The 21133-nt window shown below is 70.0% G+C and carries 19 protein-coding genes; 7 read left to right on the top strand and 12 right to left on the bottom strand.

Annotated features, from left to right (window positions below):
- Window position 1: 1 nt before the first annotated feature.
- The 7 genes from IE140_RS25090 to IE140_RS25060 all read left to right on the top strand — a co-directional run bounded on the left by IE140_RS25090 (window position 2) and on the right by IE140_RS25060 (window position 5714).
- Window positions 2–358 carry a CATRA system-associated protein gene (locus IE140_RS25090; RefSeq protein WP_093437946.1) on the top strand — a complete coding sequence of 119 codons (357 nt, stop codon included), beginning with the start codon at window positions 2–4 and terminating at the stop codon, window positions 356–358.
- Window positions 355–2100 carry a CATRA conflict system CASPASE/TPR repeat-associated protein gene (locus tag IE140_RS25085; RefSeq protein ID WP_150194648.1) on the top strand — a complete coding sequence of 582 codons (1746 nt, stop codon included), beginning with the start codon at window positions 355–357 and terminating at the stop codon, window positions 2098–2100. Before IE140_RS25090 ends, IE140_RS25085 begins: the two co-directional genes overlap by 4 nt.
- Before the next feature lie 210 nt (window positions 2101–2310).
- Window positions 2311–3324 (top strand): helix-turn-helix transcriptional regulator, encoded by a 1014-nt coding sequence (locus tag IE140_RS25080; protein ID WP_150194647.1) that lies wholly within the window; start codon window positions 2311–2313, stop codon window positions 3322–3324.
- Between the two features lie 134 nt (window positions 3325–3458).
- Window positions 3459–3872 carry a hypothetical protein gene (locus IE140_RS25075; protein WP_141720270.1) on the top strand — a complete coding sequence of 138 codons (414 nt, stop codon included), beginning with the start codon at window positions 3459–3461 and terminating at the stop codon, window positions 3870–3872.
- Between the two features lie 20 nt (window positions 3873–3892).
- Window positions 3893–4201 carry a hypothetical protein gene (locus IE140_RS25070; protein WP_032762888.1) on the top strand — a complete coding sequence of 103 codons (309 nt, stop codon included), beginning with the start codon at window positions 3893–3895 and terminating at the stop codon, window positions 4199–4201.
- A gap of 5 nt (window positions 4202–4206) precedes the next feature.
- The gene (locus IE140_RS25065) at window positions 4207–4488 is read left to right on the top strand and encodes a hypothetical protein (protein WP_150194646.1); all 282 of its coding nucleotides are present in this window, start codon (window positions 4207–4209) and stop codon (window positions 4486–4488) included.
- Window positions 4485–5714 (top strand): ATP-binding protein, encoded by a 1230-nt coding sequence (locus IE140_RS25060; protein ID WP_150194645.1) that lies wholly within the window; start codon window positions 4485–4487, stop codon window positions 5712–5714. The genes IE140_RS25065 and IE140_RS25060 overlap by 4 nt, the downstream gene beginning before the upstream one ends.
- Before the next feature lie 105 nt (window positions 5715–5819).
- Here the strand turns inward: IE140_RS25060 and IE140_RS25055 are convergent, their stop codons facing one another.
- The 12 genes from IE140_RS25055 to IE140_RS25000 all read right to left on the bottom strand — a co-directional run bounded on the left by IE140_RS25055 (window position 5820) and on the right by IE140_RS25000 (window position 20865).
- Window positions 5820–8015 (bottom strand): bifunctional serine/threonine-protein kinase/ABC transporter substrate-binding protein, encoded by a 2196-nt coding sequence (locus IE140_RS25055; protein ID WP_150194644.1) that lies wholly within the window; start codon window positions 8013–8015, stop codon window positions 5820–5822.
- Window positions 8016–8070: 55 nt separating this feature from the next.
- A complete protein-coding gene (locus IE140_RS25050; protein WP_150194643.1) occupies window positions 8071–8919 on the bottom strand; it encodes a hypothetical protein in 849 nt (282 codons plus the stop codon).
- Between the two features lie 263 nt (window positions 8920–9182).
- On the bottom strand, window positions 9183–10010 hold the full coding sequence (gene pssA / locus IE140_RS25045) for a CDP-diacylglycerol--serine O-phosphatidyltransferase (RefSeq protein WP_176725639.1): 828 nt from the start codon (window positions 10008–10010) through the stop codon (window positions 9183–9185).
- 22 nt (window positions 10011–10032) lie between these two features.
- Window positions 10033–10680, bottom strand: a complete 648-nt coding sequence (locus tag IE140_RS25040; RefSeq protein ID WP_006128707.1) for a phosphatidylserine decarboxylase — start codon at window positions 10678–10680, stop codon at window positions 10033–10035.
- A gap of 180 nt (window positions 10681–10860) precedes the next feature.
- The gene (locus IE140_RS25035; RefSeq protein ID WP_032777046.1) at window positions 10861–12066 is read right to left on the bottom strand and encodes an acyl-CoA dehydrogenase family protein; all 1206 of its coding nucleotides are present in this window, start codon (window positions 12064–12066) and stop codon (window positions 10861–10863) included.
- A 49-nt stretch (window positions 12067–12115) separates the two neighbouring features.
- On the bottom strand, window positions 12116–12619 hold the full coding sequence (locus IE140_RS25030; RefSeq protein ID WP_010072684.1) for a MaoC family dehydratase: 504 nt from the start codon (window positions 12617–12619) through the stop codon (window positions 12116–12118).
- Window positions 12620–12621: 2 nt separating this feature from the next.
- Window positions 12622–13596, bottom strand: a complete 975-nt coding sequence (locus IE140_RS25025; protein WP_010058361.1) for an HpcH/HpaI aldolase/citrate lyase family protein — start codon at window positions 13594–13596, stop codon at window positions 12622–12624.
- A complete protein-coding gene (locus tag IE140_RS25020; protein WP_150194642.1) occupies window positions 13593–15605 on the bottom strand; it encodes an ethylmalonyl-CoA mutase in 2013 nt (670 codons plus the stop codon). Before IE140_RS25020 ends, IE140_RS25025 begins: the two co-directional genes overlap by 4 nt.
- 9 nt (window positions 15606–15614) lie before the next feature.
- Window positions 15615–16952, bottom strand: a complete 1338-nt coding sequence (ccrA, locus tag IE140_RS25015) for a crotonyl-CoA carboxylase/reductase (RefSeq protein WP_150194641.1) — start codon at window positions 16950–16952, stop codon at window positions 15615–15617.
- Between the two features lie 353 nt (window positions 16953–17305).
- The gene (locus tag IE140_RS25010) at window positions 17306–18100 is read right to left on the bottom strand and encodes a GNAT family N-acetyltransferase (protein WP_150194640.1); all 795 of its coding nucleotides are present in this window, start codon (window positions 18098–18100) and stop codon (window positions 17306–17308) included.
- Between the two features lie 76 nt (window positions 18101–18176).
- Window positions 18177–18992 (bottom strand): TetR family transcriptional regulator, encoded by an 816-nt coding sequence (locus tag IE140_RS25005; protein WP_109180739.1) that lies wholly within the window; start codon window positions 18990–18992, stop codon window positions 18177–18179.
- 91 nt (window positions 18993–19083) lie between these two features.
- Complete coding sequence (locus tag IE140_RS25000; RefSeq protein ID WP_150194638.1) at window positions 19084–20865, bottom strand: 3-hydroxyacyl-CoA dehydrogenase family protein; 1782 nt, start codon at window positions 20863–20865, stop codon at window positions 19084–19086.
- Window positions 20866–21133 lie beyond the last annotated feature (268 nt).

Below are 21133 nucleotides of genomic sequence, written 5' to 3'. Positions count from 1 at the left end.
GATGCCGAGAGGACTGTGGAAGCGCGGCAAGGACGACGACCCCGCGCGGGCGTCCGCCGTGCGCGAAGACGCAGCCGAACTGCTGCGCAGAGCCCGCGACTGGGAGTTGTCGCCGACCAGGTGGAGCGTGCTGGACGAGATTCTGGACAGCATCTCGGCGGCCGAGACCGCAGGCGATCTGAAGCAACTCGCCGAAGCGACCGGGGATCTCCGGCTGCTGGACCCCCTGCGGCTCACCCCCCTGGGACCGCCGCCACCGGACGCCCCGGTCAAGACGCAGGCGCCCGAGCGCACCCGGGAACGTCTCAACGTCCTCGTGCACCGGCTGTCGAGCGGCAAGGCAGGGGGGAACCGGTGACCAGGGTGGTCGGCCAGGAGTTCGTCGTGCACCTCTTCGCTCCGTCGGAGGGGCCGCACGCCGCCGAGGCCGCGCACGCGCTGCGGACGGTCTGGCAGGAGTGCCGCAGGCAGTTCAACATGAACGAGCCGGTACCGGGCACCTGGTTGCCGGACGTTCCGCCCGCGGAGTTCGAGGAATCCGTGGAAGCGGACGGCGGGGAGCGGACACTCGCGGCGCAACGGCATCACACGCTCGGCCTGCAGGCCGTCCTCCGCGTCCACCACGACGTACTGAACCTGTCCGTGTGGTGCGCGGCGCCTCCCGGCACCGAGGCTCCCGAGCCGTGGACCTGGTGGCGTGACCTCGATCGCCGGTGGAGCCGTATCGTCGACCGGCACGCACCGTACTTCCTGGGGGAGGCCCGGCTCTACTTCGCGCGGCTCGGCGACGGCCCGGTGTCCGCGGACCCGGCGCTCTACGCCGAGCTGAAGGGCCTGCTGCCGGACACCGCGCACGGACTCTCCTCGGCCGGCGTCGCCTCGCCCGGAGGCTTCGCGCTCTGGGAGACCGCGCTGGAGCCCGACGACCGGGCCCTGCGGCGCTTCGTGGTGGCGCTGACGAGCGAGGCCGACGAGGCCGCCAGCGCCTGGGCCTGGTCCGACCGCGGCGGCACCGAACTGCCCTCGTTGGCCCGCTATCTGCTGCACGCCGCCAAGCTCAGGTACCAACTGCTGGTGTGGCAGCGGGACAGTCGGGCGCGGACCCTGCGGGCGACGTTGGAATCCCTGAGCGCCGGCATCCGTGAACGGCGTGCAGCGCCCGGGGCGAAGGGCGGGCCGGCGACGGCCCAGTGGGCCGAACAGCTGGCGGAGCACCTCGCGGACGCCCGGATCCTCCGGTCCGAACTCGACACGCTGCGGCGGACAGTCGACATCGCCTCAGTCAATCTCGGGCGGTCCTTCGACCTGACCGGCATGCTGGTGCCCCGGGGCCCGTTCACCGACGACCGCGCCCTCGCGCGCTCGATGCTGGAGCGCCTGGACGACGAACTCGGCTACCTGTCAGCGGCGATCGACAAGGCCGAGCAATCGGCACCTGCGAAGAGGGAGACACCCATGAGTGCAGATGACACGTCCACGGCAGACACCAGCGACCGCGCCGACCGCGCCAGGAACGTCTTCGTCGTCCACGGCCGGGACGAGTTCGCGCGACGTGAGATGTTCGCCTTCCTGCGGTCGATCGGACTGAACCCCCTTGAGTGGCCCGCTCTGCGAGCGAGAGGCGGGAACGCCTCTCCCTACCTCAGCGAGGTGATCCGCGGGGGACTGGCCAGTGCGCAGGCCGTGGTGGTCCTGATGACCCCCGACGACATCGTGCGGCTGCACCCGGACCTCAGCAAGCGCACCGCCGAGACCCTCCCGTCCATGCAGGCCCGGCCCAACGTGCTGATCGAGCTGGGCATGGCCCTGATGACCCACCCGACCGGGACGCTGCTTCTCAAGCTGGGCGAACAGCGGACGATCAGCGACATCGACGGACTGAATTACATCGATCTCGACGACTACCAGTCCTGTCGCCAGAACATCGTCAGCGGACTGCGCGCCGCCGGGTGCCCGGTGGACACGATGGGGACGGACTGGCTGAGCCAAGGCGACTTCAAGGGCATGGTGGCCCGGATGCGAAGGCGGGAGGAGCCGCCCGCCCCGGCCCGGTCATCCCGGCCCGCAGCAACCTCGACGTCCACAGCGCAGTCTGTCTGAACATCGCCACCGGAAGCCCCCTGCGATATGCCCGGGTGCAACCTCAGCGATGCGGCCGAACATTCGAGCGACTCTCCATCGGAAAGCCAAGAAAATCCCTCAAGTATCGTCCGCTTTCCCGCCCCGCACACCAATGCGCCTGCGGCCTGAAGCAGGTCTGAAGCGGGGCGGGGCTTTTCCCGGAAGCGCCTTCCGCGATCTCCTGCGAAGGTGATCGGAATTGACGAACCGTCGAAAGCCTCGTCCCCCCTGGAAAATACCGGAACGCCTCTGCACGTCGCCGTCGTGGCCGGTGACCAGGCGCTCCGGCACGGCCTCGTGCGGCTCCTCGCGCAGGATCCCCGTCTGCGACTGCTGGACCCGGTCGCCGACCTGGCCGAGCTCCGGACTGCGGGCCTCCAGTACGACGCGTGTGTCCTCGGCCTGCCGGAGACCGGGTTCAGCGACACGGTGACTGAGTTCATGCGGGCTGTTCCCTGCGTCGTATGGATACCGGCCCTCGGCATACCCGTCCTGGGAGAGCAGGCCGACGGGTGGAGGCACTGGGTGGCCTCGTGGGTCCAGGGGGCCCGTGGCGTCGTCGGGCACGACGTGGCGCGAGTGGCGTTCGCGGACGCGGTGCTGAGTGCGGCGCGCAGTCCCCACGACCTTCACCCCCATATCGCCCGCGCCCTGCTGGAAGCCACGTCTGCCACGGACCTGGGAGTGTCGGCCACGCTCGCCGGCACCCTCGGCGAGGTGGCGAAGGGGCGGCGTACGGCCGCGGCGATGTCCGCGTCGGGGACGTCGGCGGCCACCCACGCTCTCGACCTGGCGCACCTGCGCGACGCCTGTGAACGTGCCGGGCTCGGTGTGCCTCGCCGGAGCGGAGACGGCCGACGTCGCCACGACCGCGGCGACGCGTTCGAGCCCGGGGTCATTCCGCCCGAGGCCCTCATGCTGAGCAGCCGCGTACGCGAAGTGCTCCGGTGCTACGCGGACGGATACGACTACGAGGAGATCGCGCAGCACCTGAACATCTCGGAGACGACCGTCAAGTCTCATGTTCTGTCGGCGATGGACAAATTCGGTATCACGCACAACCGCTCGTCCGAGGTCCGGCAACTGTTCGCGATCTACATCTCGGGGCGTCACAGCCGGCCGGACCTCCTGCTGCGCCGCCTCGACCGAATCCGGAGCAGCACCCCGGCGGTCTCCGCCCGTCTCCCGGTCGTATCGCTGTAGGACGGACGCAGCGGGAATTCACACCGCTGAGGGACGAAATACGACAGGCAACGACGGCATTCTGAACTCCGGGTGCAGGAAAGACGCAACCGCGGGAACCACTCGGCGAGGACCCAGAAGGAGACACCGTGCACGTGGGGCTACGAAAGGCGACGAAGAGCCTGGCCGATCAGGCATCGGTCAGCATCGCGACGATACGTGAGTTGATGGGCGATCTGGTCGACGCTCTCCAGGCCCTCTCGCAGGGACGCGCACCCTACGTCGACGCGTTGACCATGCCCGACGTGGTCCGCTTCTTCGTGGAATCGAAGGAAGCGGTTCCCGCCGCGGCTGCGGCGGCTGTACTGCGGCATCACGAGGGAGGTACCGCACAGCCGGCAGGCGGCGGGCACGGCCCGGACACGTACCTGGTCCACCTGTTCTTCCTCGACGACGCGGGGCGTCCGCTCATCGAGGCCGACCAACCTTGGCGTTCCTATCTGACACAGCGTTTCGACGACGAACTCGCCCGGTCGTTCGGCGCCAACAACGTCATCATCTTCAACTGACTCATCTGCGGGGGATTCGCATGATCGAAATGCTGGTGATCGCCGCCCTCGTCGGGCTGGCCGCGGGTGCTGCCATCGCCATCGCGACACTCACCCTGGGTTTCCTCGTCGACTGGTTCCGCGAACGGGCGGCACAGGTCAAGAACGACCCCGACAAGGTGGCGGTCACCGTCGCCGAGGCCATCGATTCCGGCGAGGTGTCGTTCATCCAGGGCATCTTCGACACCGAGGACGGCAAGTTCAGCGACGTGAGGCGCATCAAGGCGGAGAACGCGGACGGCGACGTCCACCGGGCTCACGCCCGGCACAAGGTCGCGATCTGGGAGTAGTCGCCATGTTGTTCGCATCACTGGCGGTCGTGGGCATGCTGCTCGGCATCGGTGTCATCGCCTGCCTGACGCTCAGCCGGGTCAGGAGCGCACTGAGCCGACGAACCGCCACCCGGTACGGCAGGCTCATCAAGCGTGAACTGGAGAACGGGGATGTGGAGGTCGTCGCGATCGGCCTGACCGACGCCGGAGTCCGCACCGTGGAGAAGACCTACGTGGCGAAGGAACTCGCCCCTGACCTGAACGACGCCTTCAAGCACAGGCAGACAGCGAGGATCGAGCTATGACCCGCCATCAGGCCGATGACACCGCTCCGGACACCGCGTTCCTGCGCGGACTGCGCGCCGGAAGCACGACGTTCCGGGTGCGCGGGCTTCCCGCCGACGCCGACCCGGTGGCTGCGGCGCTGCTGCGCAGCCGGCTCATCTCGGCGGCCGACTCCTTTCTCACGGAGTACACCCGCGCGCCCGGGAGCCGGAGGGGCGGCCCTCTGGGTTTCACCGTGGCGAACGGGGAAACGGCACCCCCCGGTCCGGTCGCCGATCAGCACGACGGGTCGCGCGGCTCGGGTCCCGATGCCCTCTCGTTGGCGGAGCGGGCGTCACACTTCCCTGCCACCGACCCGCTCCACGACTTCGACTTCCTGGTGCTGCCAGAGGCGACGATGGACCAGTTGCTGCTGGCCGTGAACGTGATCGAGGTGCGGACGCTCGTCTTCGGCACGTGGGGTCTCCAGCGAATCGAGCCCCACCCGAGTTCGGCGATCAACCTGCACGGGCCCCCGGGGACGGGGAAGACGCTGGCCGCCCACGCCATCGCCTCCCGCCTGAACAAGAAGATCATCCAGACCAAGTACTCCCAGCTGGAGAGCAAGTACCACGGCGAAGGGCCCAAGAACCTGGACGCCCTGTTCCACGCGGCCCGCGAACACGACGCCGTACTGTTCCTGGACGAGGCGGACGCGCTGATGTCGCAGCGTTTCGAGACGACCGGCCAGGGTTCCGAGCACGCCGTCAACGCCATGCGCAGCGAGCTGGTGATGTCGCTGGACCGGTACGAGGGCCTCGTCGTCTTCGCGACGAACCTGGTCCACAGCTACGACACCGCCTTCGACTCCCGCGTCAGGCACATCGAGTTCCCCGCCCCCGATGCCGCAGCGCGTGCGGTCATCTGGCGGAACCACCTGCCTGCGGAACTCCCCCTGGCCGCCGACGTCTCGCCCCCGGACCTCGCCGCGATCGAGGAGATCACCGGACGCGACATCCGCCGCGCGGTCATCGACGCCGCGACGGCGACAGCGCTCCGCGGTAGTGACCTGGTCACCCAGGCCGATCTGCGCAACGCTGTCGAGCAACTCAAGGCGCAGCGCATCTCCCGGTCCAAGGACGGCCGAACCGCCACCGCGACCCCGATCGAGCCCGGAAGCCCTCTGGAGCGGGCGATCAGCAAGGCCGTCGGCGATGCGAACGTCAGCACCATGAACGACACCGCACCGGCTGCCGTACGGGATTGATCATTCCCGGGCCCGGATCAGGTCCGCCGCAACCCGACGCGCCCGAGTCCGTCACCACCGGCGACTGAGCGAGCTCTGCCGGGAGGTCCGACCGGGGAAGCCCGGTCAGACCTCCCGCCCGTTCATCCCGATGTACCGGAAGCGGCCCCGCTCCACCCGGTAGATGAAGACCCCGGTCCCGGTGTACATCCCGTTGGCGGACTCGAAGGCGTAGCTCTTGGAGACGCCCTTGTACGAGGTCGTCCGCAGCGCGGGCAGCAGGTCCTGGCGGGTCAGCTTCTCCCGGCCCAGCTCCTCGGCGCAGGACGCGATCAGCCCGACCGCGTCGTACGCCTCGGCCGCGAACAGCGGCGGCGCGTGGTCGAACCGCTTGCGGTAGGCGGCGGCGAACGAATGCACCGAGGGTACGGACGCGGGGTCGGCGGCCGTCGAGACGAGGAGCCACCCCGCCGCGTCCTCGCCCGCCTCCGCCAGGAACCGCGGATCGTGCGCGGCCTGGGTGGCGATCTTCGGCCCCAGGAACCCGGCCCGGGTCAGCGACTTCGCGAACCGTCCGGCGTCGCGCCAGCCGCCCCCGTACACCACCGCCCCCGGCCGCTTCGCGGCGATCCGCTCGGCCTCCGCGTCCAGGTCGCGCGTGCCTTCCCGTACGGTCTCCGCGAACACGGTGCGGCCGTTGCCGCGCAGCCCCGCGTCGAGGAAGCGGGTGGTCTGCCGGCCGTACTCGGTGCCGTCGTCGACCAGCGCCACCTGGTCGATCTCGTACGCCCCGAGGAACTCCGCCACCGGCAGCATCTGCATGTCGTTGCGCGGCCGGGCGCACAGGAAGATCCGGTTCAGATGCCGGATGTCCCCGTCGACCACGCTGAGCAGCGGGAGCCCCGCCTCGTCGTACGCGACCAGCGCCTCCCGGGCCGCGTCCGTGCCGGTCGCGCCGATCGCGGCCACCAGGAGCGGGTCCTCGGCGAACCGGCGCACCGCCGCCTTCGCCCGGTCCTCGTCGCCCCCGTCGTCGACCGTGGTCAGCCGCAGCGTGAACGGGGCGTCGCCCCGCGCGTTGTGCTCGGCGACCGCGAGCCGGGCCGCCCGGTCCTGGCCCTTGCCGACGGCCGCCGACGGGCCGCTGAGGTCGGCCTGGAGCCCGATGTGCAGCTCCGGGCGGGCCGTCTTCCCATCCTCTCCCTCGCCCTTGCCGCCCGGGTCCTTGTCGTCGCCGGAGACCAGCCACGCGGTGGAGCCGCCCGTCGCCGCGAGGGCCACGCCCCCGGTGACGTACGCGAGGAAACGACGGCGGCCGGGGGAGGGGGACACGGCTGTCGCGTCCCGGCCTCCGCTCCCGGCCCCGGCACCCGTGTCAGGGCCGCCGAACGAGCCGCTGCCCGGACCGCCGCCCCCGCCCGCGTCCAGGCTCGTCGCGTCGATGTCGGGCAGGGCGAGCATCCGCGCCGAACGCTCGGCGATCAGATGCGTGACCGGGCCGGGCAGCCAGCTGCCGCCCGCCAGGTCCTCGGCGAACGCCTGCCGGATGTCCGCCGCCGCCGGACGGTCCCCGGGCTCCTTGGCGAGGCACGCCCCGACGACCGGGAGCAGCCCGGGCGGCAGCGCGCTCAGGTCCGCCGTGTCGTGCACGGTGCGGAACAGCATCGCCTCCACCGGCCCGGTGCCGAACGGCCGCCCGCCGGTCGCCGCGTACACGAGCACGCAGCCCAGCGAGAACACGTCGCTCGCCGGGCCGATCCGCCGCCCCTGCGCCTGCTCGGGCGAGAGGAAGCCGGGGGAGCCGACGATCACGTCCGTCGCCGTGAGGACGGTGTCGTCCAGGGCCCGCGCGATCCCGAAGTCGATCAGCCGGGGGCCGTCCAGCCCCAGCAGCACGTTGCCGGGCTTCACGTCCCGGTGCACCAGACCCGCCGTGTGGACGGCCTCCAGCGCCTCCGCGAGCATCGAGCCCAGTGCCCGCACCCCGCGCTCCGGCAGCGGCCCCCCGCTGCCCACCGCCTCGCTCAGGGCGGGCCCCGGCACGAACTCGGTGGCCAGCCACGGGGCCGGCGCCTCGGTGTCGGCGTCGACCACCGGCACGGCCCACCGGTTGCGGACCTGCCGGGCGATGGCCACCTCGCGCCGGAAGCGGGCGCGGAAGCCGGTGTCGTCGGCGTACTCCGCGCGGATCAGCTTGATCGCCACCAGTGCGCCGCCGGGCGACCGGCCCAGCAGCACCACGCCCATGCCCCCGGCGCCGAGGCGGCCGAGGACGCGGTACCCGGCGATCCGTGCCGGGTCGGTGGAGCGGAGCGGTTCCATCAGGGGTCAGTGCCTTTCGTCCGGGCCGGCGGTCACTTGGCTTCCGGGCCCGCGGTCACTTCAGTTCCAGTTCGACGCGGTAGAGCACCTTGGCGCCGCCCTCGGCGGCGATCCGCAGCAGGTCGGTGTTGGTGTAGCCCTTGGCGCCCTTGACCGACACGGCCGTCGTCACCGGGCCGATCCGGGACTTGGACCAGACGTAGTCCTGGACGCCGCCCGACTGCGGACCGGTGTACTTCCCCGCCTCGAACAGCGAGGCGTCCGCGTTGCGCACGTCCTTCTGGTCGAACTGGAGGGACATCAGACCGCTGAGCCGCTGACCCCCGCCCAGCTCCTGCTCCGGGCAGCGGAAGCTCTCCTGGACGGTGTCCTTGATCTCCCGGTCGGCCCCCGCCTCGGTCCGGTGCACGGTCACCGTCACCGCACCCTGCACCCGGCCCTTGCCGCCCTGCGCCGGAATGTCGAGCCGCCGCGTGAAGCTGTCCAGGATGCCCGACGGCAGCGCGGAGCGGGTCCAGACGCAGGAGTCCGGAAGCACGGTCCAGCTGCCGGCGCTCTCGTACGGGGTGTGCCGGACCATCCCCGCCGTCCAGTCGTTCTCCCCGAGCGCGGCGTTACGGGTCAGCTTCCGCGCCTGGGCCGCGTTCTTCGGGACCCGGTCCGGGTTCGGCGTGAAGTCGTAGGCGCTGGGCAGCGCGCCCGGCAGCGTGGACTGCTTCGGGTCGGGCTTCTCCGACGCCCCGGTCTTCTCCCCGCCGGTGGCCGGGCCGCCCTGCTTCGCCGATCTGCTCGGCTTCGGGTCGGGCCCGTCCTTGTCCTTCGACGCCGACCCGCCGCATCCGGCCAGCAGCACCCCCGCCGCCGCGACCGCCGCCACGCGCGTCCCCACCAGCATCAGCTTCATCTCGGACCCCCCCGGTCCCCCGGACCGCCCCCTGGCCGAAATGGCCCGGGTGTCGGTTGCGAGGAGATTCTAGAAGCCGGTTCCGGCGGAGGGACGGGAACCTGGTACTCACCCCGATGCCGAAAATTCTCAGCCACGGGGAGGGCATCGCCTCTGGCGGCCGGACGCGCGCGGTGGTAAGGGCCCCCTGCGCGGCGGAAACGCACGAGGGCCCGGATGCCGGGGAGCATCCGGGCCCTCGCCCCTGTGTCGCGTATCCGCCGCTACGGCAGCTGTGCCGCCCGCGCCTCGCGGCGGTTGTCACGGAACGTGTTCACCCGTCGCGCCGTGGCGAACAGCGGGATCACCGCGCCGAGCACCACCTGGAGCGCGCAGCCCGTCTGGAGCAGCAGCTGACCGCCGGGGGCGTCGAACGCCCAGGCGGCGAGCAGTCCCATCGCGGCCACGATCCAGCTGAGCATCGCCACCGCGAGGACACCCCGCGGCTTGGGGTACTCCACCCGGCTCACCATCAGCCACGCCACGCCGATGATCGCGAGCAGGGTCGGCACGAAGGGCAGCTCCAGGAGCACGATCGAGACGACCGTCAGCGCTCCGAAGGGGCTCGGCATGCCCTGGAACATGCCGTCCTTCATGGTCACGCAGGAGAATCTGGCCAGCCTGAGGACCACCGCCAGCAACACGACGATCGCCGCCAGCGCCGAGACCCGCTGATGGGCGTCGTCGGCGACCATGCCGTACACGAGCACGAAGTAGGCCGGCGCGAGCCCGAAGCTGATGAGGTCCGAGAGGTTGTCCAGCTCGGCGCCCATCGGCGAGGAACGCAGCTTGCGCGCCACGAGTCCGTCGAACAGGTCGAAGATCGCGGCCATCAGCATGAGGATCACGGCGGTGGCGGCAGAGTGCCGGGCCATGCCCGTCTCGTCGCTGCCCGTGAGGTGCGGGATCAGAATGCCCGTGGTGGTGAAGTAGACCGCCATGAACCCGCACGTCGCGTTACCGAGCGTGAGCGTGTCCGCTATCGACAGACGCATCGACAGCGGCATGTCCTCCGTGCCGTCGACGTCGTTCTCGTCTTCGGCCTCCGGCACCCAGCCGGCCTTGGTATCAGGATCAATCACGGTCAATTCGAGTCACCCCCGCGGTGGTGGCCTGACCGACCTCGACCGCGACATCGATCCCTTCCGGGAGGTAGATGTCCACGCGCGAGCCGAAGCGGATCAGGCCGATGCGCTCGCCCTGCTCCACCTTCGTGCCCTCGGGGAGGTACGGCACGATCCGACGGGCGACCGCTCCCGCGATCTGCACCATCTCGATGTCGCCGAGCTCGGTGTCGAAGTGCCAGACAACGCGCTCGTTGTTCTCGCTCTCCTTGTTGAACGCCGGAACGAAGCCGCCCGGGATGTGCTCGACCGACGTCACGGTGCCCGCCAGCGGCGCGCGGTTGACGTGGACGTTGAGCGGGCTCATGAAGATCGCGACGCGGGTGCGCCCGTCCTTCCACGGCATGATGCTCTGCACCACGCCGTCGGCCGGGGAGATGACCCGGCCGTCGGTGATCTCGCGCTCGGGGTCACGGAAGAACCACAGCATGCCCGCCGCGAGCGCGGTGGTGGGCACAGCCGCTGCTGCCCAGCGCCCCGACTTGCGGGCGCGGGCCAGGCTGAGGGCTGCGGTGGCGACGGTCGGCAGGAGCCACGGGGAAGCTCCGCGGGCGATGCGGACCCCGCCGCGGGATGCGGAGGAAGTGCTGTCGGGCATGAATGACCTTCGTAGCGGATGATGCCGCGCTGGCAACGGGGGACGGCGGCTTTCCGAAGATGCTATCGGTTGCCGGGCGCAACTGGGCAAGCCAGCAGCCGAGTCGGACTGTCGAACGCCGCCCGTCGAGGGTGACCCGGTGTGATGTTCTTCGCCACCAAATCACCCTGAAACGGACAATCAGCCCTGGAATCGGTACTCCTCCAAGAGGCGCCGGCCAATGATCATTTTCTGGATCTCGGCGGTACCTTCACCGATCAGCAGCATCGGTGCCTCGCGGTAGAGGCGCTCGATCTCGTACTCCTTGGAGAAGCCGTAGCCGCCGTGGATACGGAAGGCGTCCTCGACGACTTCCTTGCAGTACTCGGAGGCGAGGTACTTCGCCATCCCTGCCTCCAGGTCGTTTCGTTCCCCGGAGTCCTTTTTGCGTGCCGCATTCACCATCATCGCATGAGCGGCTTCGACCTTGGTGGCCATTTCGGCCAGTTTGAACTGGATCGCCTGGTGCTGGGCGATCGGCTTGCCGAAGGTGTGGCGCTGCTGGGCGTACGAAACGCCCAGTTCGAACGCACGCTGCGCGACGCCGCAGCCACGGGCGGCGACATTCACCCGGCCGACCTCGACGCCGTCCATCATTTGGTAAAACCCTCGGCCCGTCGTGCCCCCGAGGACGCGATTGGCCGGAATGCGCAGGTCGTCCATGATGAGCTCGGTTGTGTCGACGCCCTTGTAGCCCATCTTGTCGATCTTCCCGGGGATGGTCAGACCGGGCCGGACCTCTCCGAAGCCGGGCTCCTTCTCCACCAGGAAGGTCGTCATCGACTTGTGCGGGGCGGTGCCCTCGGGGTGGCCTTCGTCACTTCGGGCCAGAACGGCCACCAAAGTAGACGTTCCGCCATTCGTCAGCCACATCTTCTGGCCGTTGAGAACGTACTCGTCGCCGTCCTTCACGCCCTTCGACGAGATCGCCGAGACGTCCGAGCCGAGCGCCGGCTCGGACATCGAGAAGGCCCCGCGCACCTCGCCGAGCGCCATCCGCGGCAGGAACGTGTCCTTCTGCTCCTGCGTGCCGTGCTGCTTGAGCATGTAGGCCACGATGAAATGCGTGTTGATGATGCCCGACACGCTCATCCAGCCGCGCGCGATCTCCTCCACGCACAGCGCGTAGGTGAGCAGCGACTCACCCAGCCCCCCGTACTCCTCGGGGATCATCAGCCCGAACAGGCCGAGTTCCTTGAGCCCCTCGACGATTTCCGTGGGGTACTCGTCGCGGTGCTCCAGCTGGGTCGCGACCGGAATGATCTCCTTGTCGACGAAATCCCGGACCGTGGCAAGGATTTCCCGCTGGATGTCGTTCAGACCGGCGGTCTGGGCGAGTCGCGTCATGGCTGCTTCTCCTGTGGCTTCACGCGGATGGCCTCAATGCTTCACTCGGTTACTTGGCGGGCGTCGGGCGGCCGGGCTGCTCGCCGCCGCGCTCCTTGATGTACGTCTCGGTGGGAACCATCACCTTGCGCCGGAACACGCAGACGACCGTGCCGTCCTGCTTGTAGCCCTTGGTCTCCACGTACACGATGCCGCGGTCGTTCTTGGACTTCGACGGGGTCTTGTCCAGCACGGTCGTCTCGCCGTAGATCGTGTCGCCGTGGAAGGTCGGCGCGATGTGCTTGAGCGATTCGACCTCCAGATTGGCGATGGCCTTTCCGGAGACGTCCGGCACCGACATGCCGAGCAGCAGCGAGTAGATGTAATTGCCGACGACGACGTTCTTGCCGAAGTCGGTCGTCTTCTCCGCGTAGTTGCTGTCCATGTGCAGCGGGTGGTGATTCATGGTCAGCAGACAGAAGAGGTGGTCGTCGTACTCCGTGACCGTCTTTCCGGGCCAGTGCTTGTAGACGGCACCGACCTCGAACTCCTCATACGTGCGTCCGAACTGCATGATCAGGCCTCCGGGGCTTCGAACTTGGATGTGCGCTGCATTCCGGCGGCCCGGCCCTTGCCCGCGATGACCAGGGCCATCTTGCGGCTGGCCTCGTCGATCATCTCGTCGCCGAGCATCGCGGAGCCCTTCTTGCCGCCCTCCTCGGAGGTGCACCAGTCGTAGGCGTCGAGGATCAGCTCGGCGTGGTCGTAGTCCTCCTGCGAGGGCGAGAACACCTCGTTCGCCGCGTCGACCTGGCCCGGGTGCAGCACCCACTTGCCGTCGAAGCCGAGGGCGGCGGCGCGGCCGGCCACCTCGCGGTAGGCGTCCACGTCACGGATCTGGAGGAAGGGGCCGTCGATCGCCTGGAGGTCGTGCGTACGGGCGGCCATCAGAATGCGCATCAGGATGTAGTGGTAGGCGTCCGCCGGGTAGCCGGGCGGCTGCTGGCCGACGACCAGGGTCTTCATGTTGATCGACGCCATGAAGTCGGCCGGGCCGAAGATCAGCGTCTCCAGGCGCGGCGAGGCGGCGGCGATCTCGTCGATGTTCACCAGACCCTTGGCGTTCTCGATCTGCGCCTCGATGCCGATCTTCCCGACTTCAAAGCCCATCGTCTTCTCGATCTGGGTCAGCAGCAGATCCAGCGCCACGACCTGCTGGGCGTCCTGGACCTTCGGCAGCATGATGCAGTCGAGGTTGGGGCCCGCGCCCTCGACGACCGTGATGACGTCCCGGTACGTCCAGTGCGTCGTCCAGTCGTTGACCCGCACGACCCGGGTCTTGCCGCTCCAGTCACCGTTGTTGAGCGCGTCCACGATGGTGTGGCGGGCGCCCTCCTTGGCGAGCGGCGCGCAGGCGTCCTCCAGGTCCAGGAAGACCTGGTCGGCCGGGAGGCCCTGGGCCTTCTCCAGGAAGCGCGGGTTGGAGCCCGGCACGGCCAGACACGAGCGGCGCGGGCGCAGACGGTTGACCGAGGGGGTGGGCGTGGTCATGCGGGGACCTCCAGAGGGTCGAGCTTGTTCGCTTTCCGGATCTCGTCGACGATACGGCCGATGATCTCCGTGATGCCGAAGTCCTTCGGGGTGAAGACGGCGGCCACTCCGGCTTCGATGAGTGCGGCGGCGTCGGCCGGCGGGATGATGCCGCCCGCGATCACCGGGATGTCCGGCGCCCCGGCCTCGCGCAGCCGGTGCAGCACGTCGGGGACCAGCTCCGCGTGCGAGCCGGACAGGATGGACAGGCCCACGCAGTGCACGTCCTCGGCGAGCGCCGCGTCGGTGATCTGCTCGGGGGTGAGCCGGATCCCCTGGTAGACCACCTCGAACCCGGCGTCACGGGCCCGTACGGCGATCTGCTCGGCCCCGTTGGAATGCCCGTCCAGGCCCGGCTTGCCGACCAGCAGACGCAGTCGCCCGACGCCCAGGTCGGCGGCGGTCCGGGTGACCTTCTCGCGGACCAGGGCCAGCGTGCTGCCCGGCTCCGCGGTGACCGCGACCGGGGCCGAGGAGACCCCGGTGGGAGCGCGGAACTCGCCGAACACGTCCCGCAGCGCCCAGGACCACTCGCCGGTGGTGACGCCCGCGCGGGCGCACTCGACGGTGGCTTCCATCATGTTCTCGGTGCCCGCGGCGGCCTTCTTCAGCGCGGCCAGCGCCTCCGACGCCCGCGCCTCGTCGCGGTTGTCCCGCCACTCGTGCAGGGCCGCGACGACCCGGGCCTCGTTCTCCGGGTCGACGGTCATGATCGCGCCGTCGAGGTCGGAGGTGAGCGGGTTGGGCTCGGTGGACTCGTAGATGTTGACGCCGACGATCTTCTCGTCGCCCGCCTCGATCCGGGCCCGCCGGGCCGCGTGCGAGGAGACCAGCTCGGACTTGAGATAGCCGGACTCGACGGCTGCCATCGCGCCGCCCATCTGCTGGATCCGGTCGATCTCCGCCAGCGACTCCTCGACCAGGGCGTCCACCTTGGCCTCGATGACGTGCGAACCGGCGAAGATGTCCTCGTACTCCAGCAGATCGCTCTCGTGCGCCAGCACCTGCTGGATCCGCAGCGACCACTGCTGGTCCCAGGGCCGGGGCAGCCCCAGCGCCTCGTTCCAGGCCGGCAGCTGCACGGCGCGGGCCCGGGCGTCCTTGGAGAGGGTGACGGCCAGCATCTCCAGGACGATGCGCTGGACGTTGTTCTCCGGCTGCGCCTCGGTCAGGCCGAGGGAGTTGACCTGGACGCCGTAGCGGAAGCGGCGCTGCTTGGCGTTGGTGATGCCGTACCGCTCGCGGGTGACGCGGTCCCAGATGCGGCCGAAGGCGCGCATCTTGCACATCTCCTCGATGAAGCGGACGCCCGCGTTCACGAAGAACGAGATACGGGCGACCACGTCACCGAACTTCTCCTCGGGCACCTGGCCCGAGTCGCGGACCGCGTCGAGCACCGCGATGGCGGTCGACATGGCGTACGCGATCTCCTGGACCGGGGTGGCCCCCGCCTCCTGGAGGTGGTAACTGCAGATGTTGATCGGGTTCCACTTGGGGATGCGGTTGACCGTGTACGTGATCATGTCCGTGGTCAGCCGCAGTGAGGGCACCGGCGGGAAGACGTGCGTCCCGCGCGAGAGGTACTCCTTCACGATGTCGTTCTGCGTCGTCCCCTGGAGCTTGGAGGTGTCGGCCCCCTGCTCCTCCGCGACCACCTGGTAGAGCGCCAGCAGCCACATGGCGGTCGCGTTGATCGTCATCGAGGTGTTCATCTGCTCCAGGGGGATGTCCTGGAACAGCCGCCGCATGTCACCGAGGTGCGAGACGGGAACACCGACACGGCCCACCTCACCGCGGGCGAGAATGTGGTCCGGGTCGTATCCGGTCTGCGTGGGCAGATCGAAGGCGACCGAGAGACCCGTCTGGCCCTTGGCGAGGTTGCGGCGGTACAGCTCGTTGGACGCCTCGGCGGTCGAGTGACCGGCGTACGTCCGCATGAGCCAGGGCCGGTCCTTCTGACGTTCGTTCATCGGGGAACCTCAGACGTTGCGGAAGCGGTTGATGGCGTCGATGTGCTGCTCGCGCATTTCCTGGTCGCGGACGCCCAGACCCTCGCGGGGGGCCAGGGCGAGGACGCCGACCTTGCCCTGGTGGAGATTGCGGTGGACGTCGTACGCGGCCTGCCCGGTGTCCTCCAGGGAGTACGTCTTGGAGAGCGTCGGGTGGATCTTGCCCTTGGCGATGAGGCGGTTGGCCTCCCAGGCCTCGCGGTAGTTGGCGAAGTGGGAGCCGATGATGCGCTTGAGGGACATCCACAGGTAGCGGTTGTCGTACTCGTGCATGTAGCCCGAGGTGGAGGCGCAGGTGGTGATGGTGCCGCCCTTGCGGGTGACGTAGACGGAGGCGCCGAAGGTCTCGCGGCCCGGGTGCTCGAAGACGATGTCGATGTCCTCGCCGCCGGTGAACTCGCGGATGCGCTTGCCGAAGCGCTTCCACTCCTTCGGGTCCTGGGTGCGCTCGTCCTTCCAGAACCTGTAGCCCTCGGCGTTGCGGTCGATGACCGCCTCGGCGCCCATGGACCGGCAGATCTCTGCCTTCTCCGGGGAGGAGACGACACAGATCGGGTTGGCGCCGCCGGCCAGTGCGAACTGCGTGGCGTAGGAGCCGAGCCCGCCGCTGGCTCCCCAGATCAGCACGTTGTCGCCCTGCTTCATGCCCGCGCCGTTGCGCGAGACGAGCTGGCGGTAGGCGGTGGAGTTGACGAGGCCCGGGGCGGCGGCCTCCTCCCAGCTGAGGTGCTTCGGCTTCGGCATCAGCTGGTTGGACTTGACGAGTGCGATCTCCGCCAGGCCGCCGAAGTTCGTCTCGAAGCCCCAGATGCGCTGCTCGGGGTCGAGCATCGTGTCGTTGTGGCCGTCGGAGGACTCCAGCTCGACCGAGAGGCAGTGCGCGACGACCTCGTCGCCCGGGTTCCAGGCGTTCACGCCGGGGCCGGTGCGCAGGACGACGCCCGCCAGGTCGGAGCCGATGACGTGGTACGGCAGGTCGTGCCGCTTGGTGAGCTCGCTGAGCTTCCCGTACCGCTCCAGGAAGTTGAAGGTCGAGACCGGCTCGAAGATCGACGTCCAGACGGAGTTGTAGTTCACCGAGCTGGCCATCACGGCGACGAGGGCCTCGCCGGGGCCGAGTTCGGGGACCGGGACGTCGTCCAGGTGGATCGACTTGCGGGGGTCCTTGTCGCGGGTCTCCAGACCGGCGAACATCTCCGCCTCGTCCTTGTGCACGGTGACCGCGCGGTAGGACTCGGGGAGGGACAGGGCCGCGAAGTCCGCGGCCGTGCTGTCCTGCGACTGAATGGCGTCCAGGATTTCCTTCACGGTGTTGCCTCCGGTGATGCGGCGTCGAGGGAACGCTTGAGGGGCCCTGCTGGCAGGGGAGTGGTGCGGTGTGGAGGTGTTGCCGTCGGTTCGGCAGATGGAGCGGGCTTTGCTCGGTGGAGCAGAAGGTGCCTGTGACGCAGGCGTCCGGGCGCGCAGCACGGTGGTTGCGGGGACAGCCGGCGTACGTGTGAGTTCGCAGCACGCCGGCCGCCCGGACACCTTCAACGTATGGCACTCCGTGACACCTGGCAAGGCACCCAGTGCCAACAATTTCTCTCACTTGTCATCTCGTGGGCACGCATGAGCAACACGATGGGCGTTACGAGACGTTCTGTCCTGCTGGCAGGCGGTTACCGCCCCGCTCGATACACATACGGCGTCGTCGTCCCGAGCGCCGTGAAGCCGAGCCGGGCCAGGATGGGGGCCGACATGTCGCTCGCGTCGACCTGGAGGTAGCGGTAGCCGCGCTCGGCGGCGATCCGTGCGCGGTACGTCACCAGCGCCCGGTAGACCCCCTTGCCGCGCCACTCCGCGACCGTGCCGCCGCCCCAGAGCCCGGCGAATCCCGTGCCCGGGTACAGCTCCATCCGCCCGGAGCAGACCGGCTCCCCGTCGCCGTCCACCGCCATGACCGCCACGAAGTCCTCGGGCGCCTCCTCCAGCCGCCGCACCATCTGATGGAGGAGGCGGCTCCCGTCCGTGCCGAACGCCCGCTCATGGGCCCGGGCCATCAGCTCGGCCCCCGCCGCGTCCGTCACCGGGCGCAGCGTTACGCCGTCGGGCAGGGCGACCGGGCCGGTCAGCAGCTGCGCCGGGGCCACCAGCAGCGTCTCCGGCGGCTCCGGGACGAACCCGGCCGCCCGCAGCCGGTCGCCCAGATCGGCCGGCCCGTCGTGCGCGTACAGCTTCCACTCGAACTCCGGGAGGCCGAGCGCCGCGCAGTGGCCGATCTGGGCCGCGATCGCCGCGTCGGCCCCCGCCGCGTCCAGGCCGGGGGACGACCAGACGACCCCGTTCCAGTCGTCGGGGCCGCCCACCTGGCGCACGAGGGGCCCGTCCCGCTCGACCCGGACACCCGGGCCGTCGGGACGGGCCCGCTCGCGCATCGTGCGGTCGTACAGGGCACGTACTTCGTCGGTTCGCATGCCGGAACCCCACCACGGGGCCGTGACGGCCGCGAACGGTTTACGGCCCCGTGCGCCGCGGGGCCCGCGTCCGGTCTCAGCGGTCCTTCAGCGCCTGCTGGATCGTCCGCATGACCTCGTCCAGCGGGGCGTCCGTACGCGCCACCGCGACGAGCACCTCGCCGTCCGTGGTCACCGAGGCGGCCTGGGAGCGCTCGGGCTCGGCCTGGGCGGTCCGGCCGGCCCCGATGCCCGTGCCGAAGGTGTCGCGCACGATGGCGAACGCCCGGTCGAGCTGGGCCTCCACATCACCCTGGCCGCCCGCCCGCAGCCAGCGGCGCAGCACATGGTTGTGCGCGGTGACGACGGCGGACGCGGCGACCTCCGCGAGCAGCGGGTCGTCGTTGCCCACATGGTGGTCGCGCTCGTCGAAGTGGCCCAGGAGATAGCGGGTGAACAGCCGCTCGTAGCGGGCCACCGACGCGATCTCGGCCTCCCGGAGAGTCGGCACTTCGCGGGTCAGTTTGTAACGGGCCACGGAGACGGCGGGCTTGGCCGCGTACATCTTCATGACTTCCTTGATGCCGCGGCAGACGGTGTCGAGCGGGTGCTCGTGCGCGGGGGCGGCGTTCAGGACGGCCTCGGCCCTGACGAGGGTGTCGTCGTGGTCCGGGAAGATGGCCTCTTCCTTGGAGCGGAAGTGGCGGAAGAAGGTCCGGCGGGCCACGCCCGCGGCGCCCGCGATCTCGTCGACGGTCGTCGCCTCGTAGCCCTTCGTGGCGAAGAGTTCCATCGCGGCGGCGGCCAGTTCGCGGCGCATCTTGAGCCGTTGGGCGGCCGCCCGCGTTCCCGCGGTGGTCTCCGGGGCGTCGGTCGCGGCGGTGGCACGGGGTGACTTGGCGGGCTGGGACATGGCATGAACGTAACGCATCGGTGCAGGAGAGCGCGCCTGCGGGGGCGGGCCGCCGGAGGATCCCAGCAGCCCGCCCCACCCGGCTCCCGGGTCAGCGACGGGCATATTCGCGGAAGCCGCGCCCCGTCTTGCGGCCGAGGCAGCCCGCGGCGACCAGGTGCTCCAGCAGCGGCGCGGGCGCCAGGCCCGGGTCGCGGAACTCCTTGTGCAGCACCTTCTCGATGGCCAGCGAGACGTCCAGGCCGACCACGTCGAGCAGTTCGAACGGGCCCATCGGGTAACCGCCGCCCAGCTTCATCGCCGCGTCGATGTCGTCCAGCGAGGCGTAGTGCTCCTCGACCATCTTGATCGCGTTGTTGAGGTACGGGAACAGCAGCGCGTTCACGATGAACCCGGCCCGGTCCCCGCAGTCCACCGGGTGCTTGCGGATCTTCGCGCAGACCGCGCGGACCGTGGCGTGCACATCGTCGGCGGTCAGGACGGTACGGACCACCTCGACCAGCTTCATCGCGGGCGCAGGGTTGAAGAAGTGCATCCCGATGACGTCCTCGGGGCGCGCGGTCGCCCGGGCGATGGCGACGACCGGCAGCGAGGAGGTGGTGGTGGCGAGCACCGCGCCGGGCCGGCAGACCTTGTCCAGGGAGGCGAACAGCTGCTGCTTGATCTCCAGGTCCTCGGCGACCGCCTCGACGGCGAGGTCGACCTCGGCGAACGCGTCCAGCGAACCCGCCGCCGTGATCCGCGCCAGCGTCTCGTCCCGGGCCTCGGCGCTCAGCCGTCCCTTGGCCACCGAGCGCTCCAGGGACTTCGCGATCCGCACCTTGGCGAGGTCCGCCTTCTCCTGGGTCCTGGCCGCCAGCACCACGCCGTAACCGGCCTTCGCGAAGACCTCGGCGATCCCGGACGCCATGGTGCCGGAGCCCGCGACGCCCACCGACGCCACCGCGCGCCCCGCGCCCGCCTCGGCGCCGGCCGCCGGGGTCAGCGCGTCGGGCACCACGTCCTGGCCGCCCGGGGCGTCGTACGTGTAGAAGCCGCGCCCGGCCTTCCGGCCGGTCAGGCCCGCGCTGCTGAGCTGCCCGAGGATCGGGGCCGGGGCGTGCAGCCGGTCGTGGGACTCGGCGTACATGGCCTCCAGCACCGTACGCGCGGTGTCGATGCCGATCAGGTCGAGCAGGGCGAGCGGGCCCATCGGCAGCCCGCAGCCCAGCTTCATCGCCGCGTCGATGTCCTCGCGGGACGCGTAGTTCGCCTCGTACATCGCGGCGGCCTGGTTGAGGTAGCCGAAGAGCAGCCCGTCCGCGACGAACCCCGGCCGGTCGCCGACGGCGACGGGCTCCTTGCCCAGCTCCCGGGCGAGCGTGGTGACGGCTTCGACGGCGGGCGGCGCGGTCAGCACCGAGGAGACCACCTCGACCAGCTTCATCGCGGGCGCCGGGTTGAAGAAGTGCAGGCCGAGCACGCGCTCGGGGCGCTGCGACTCGGCGGCCAGCCGGGTCACCGACAGGGCGTTGGTGCCGGTGGCCAGGATCGTGGTGGGGGAGACGATCGCGTCCAGCTCCCGGAACACCTGCTGCTTGATCTCGTACGACTCCGGCACCACCTCGATGACCAGCTCGGCATCGGCGGCGGCCTGGAGCGTGTCCGCGGTACGGAAGCGGGCGAGCGCGGCGGCCCGCTCCTCCTCGGTGATCCGCCCGCGGCCCACGGCCCGTGCGGTGGACGCTTCGAGGGAGGCGACGGCCCCGAGGGCGGCCGCCTCGCTGATGTCGATGCCGATGACCTCGCGGCCCGCCAGGGCCAGGACCTCGGCGATGCCGGTGCCCATGGTGCCGAGGCCGACGACGGCGATGGTGGAGAGAGGGGTGTCCATCACGGGACTCCAGGGTGAGTGACGACTGTGGGAGCACAGCGCGCGCGGCGATGAGGGAGCGGCGCGTGGTGTACGGAAGCTGCGTGTCGTGGAGCGCGGGGCCGGGGCGCGAGGAGCGCGCGCCCGGCCGTGAGGGGTGACGGACTCTGTCCCGGAGTCGCGTCGCACGTAAAGCCGAACCGACAAGCTCTCCGGGTGGCTGCGTCACCAGGCCACCGGAGCCTGCGGGGAGTGTGCCCCGCTCAGATGAGATTAACCGGCGAGTAAC

It is taken from the genome of Streptomyces parvus (genome assembly GCF_014648875.1).
GTDB classification, from domain to species: Bacteria; Actinomycetota; Actinomycetes; order Streptomycetales; family Streptomycetaceae; genus Streptomyces; species Streptomyces parvus.
Note: the sequence above shows the minus strand (reverse complement) of the source record. Positions and strands in the feature narration are given on the sequence as shown.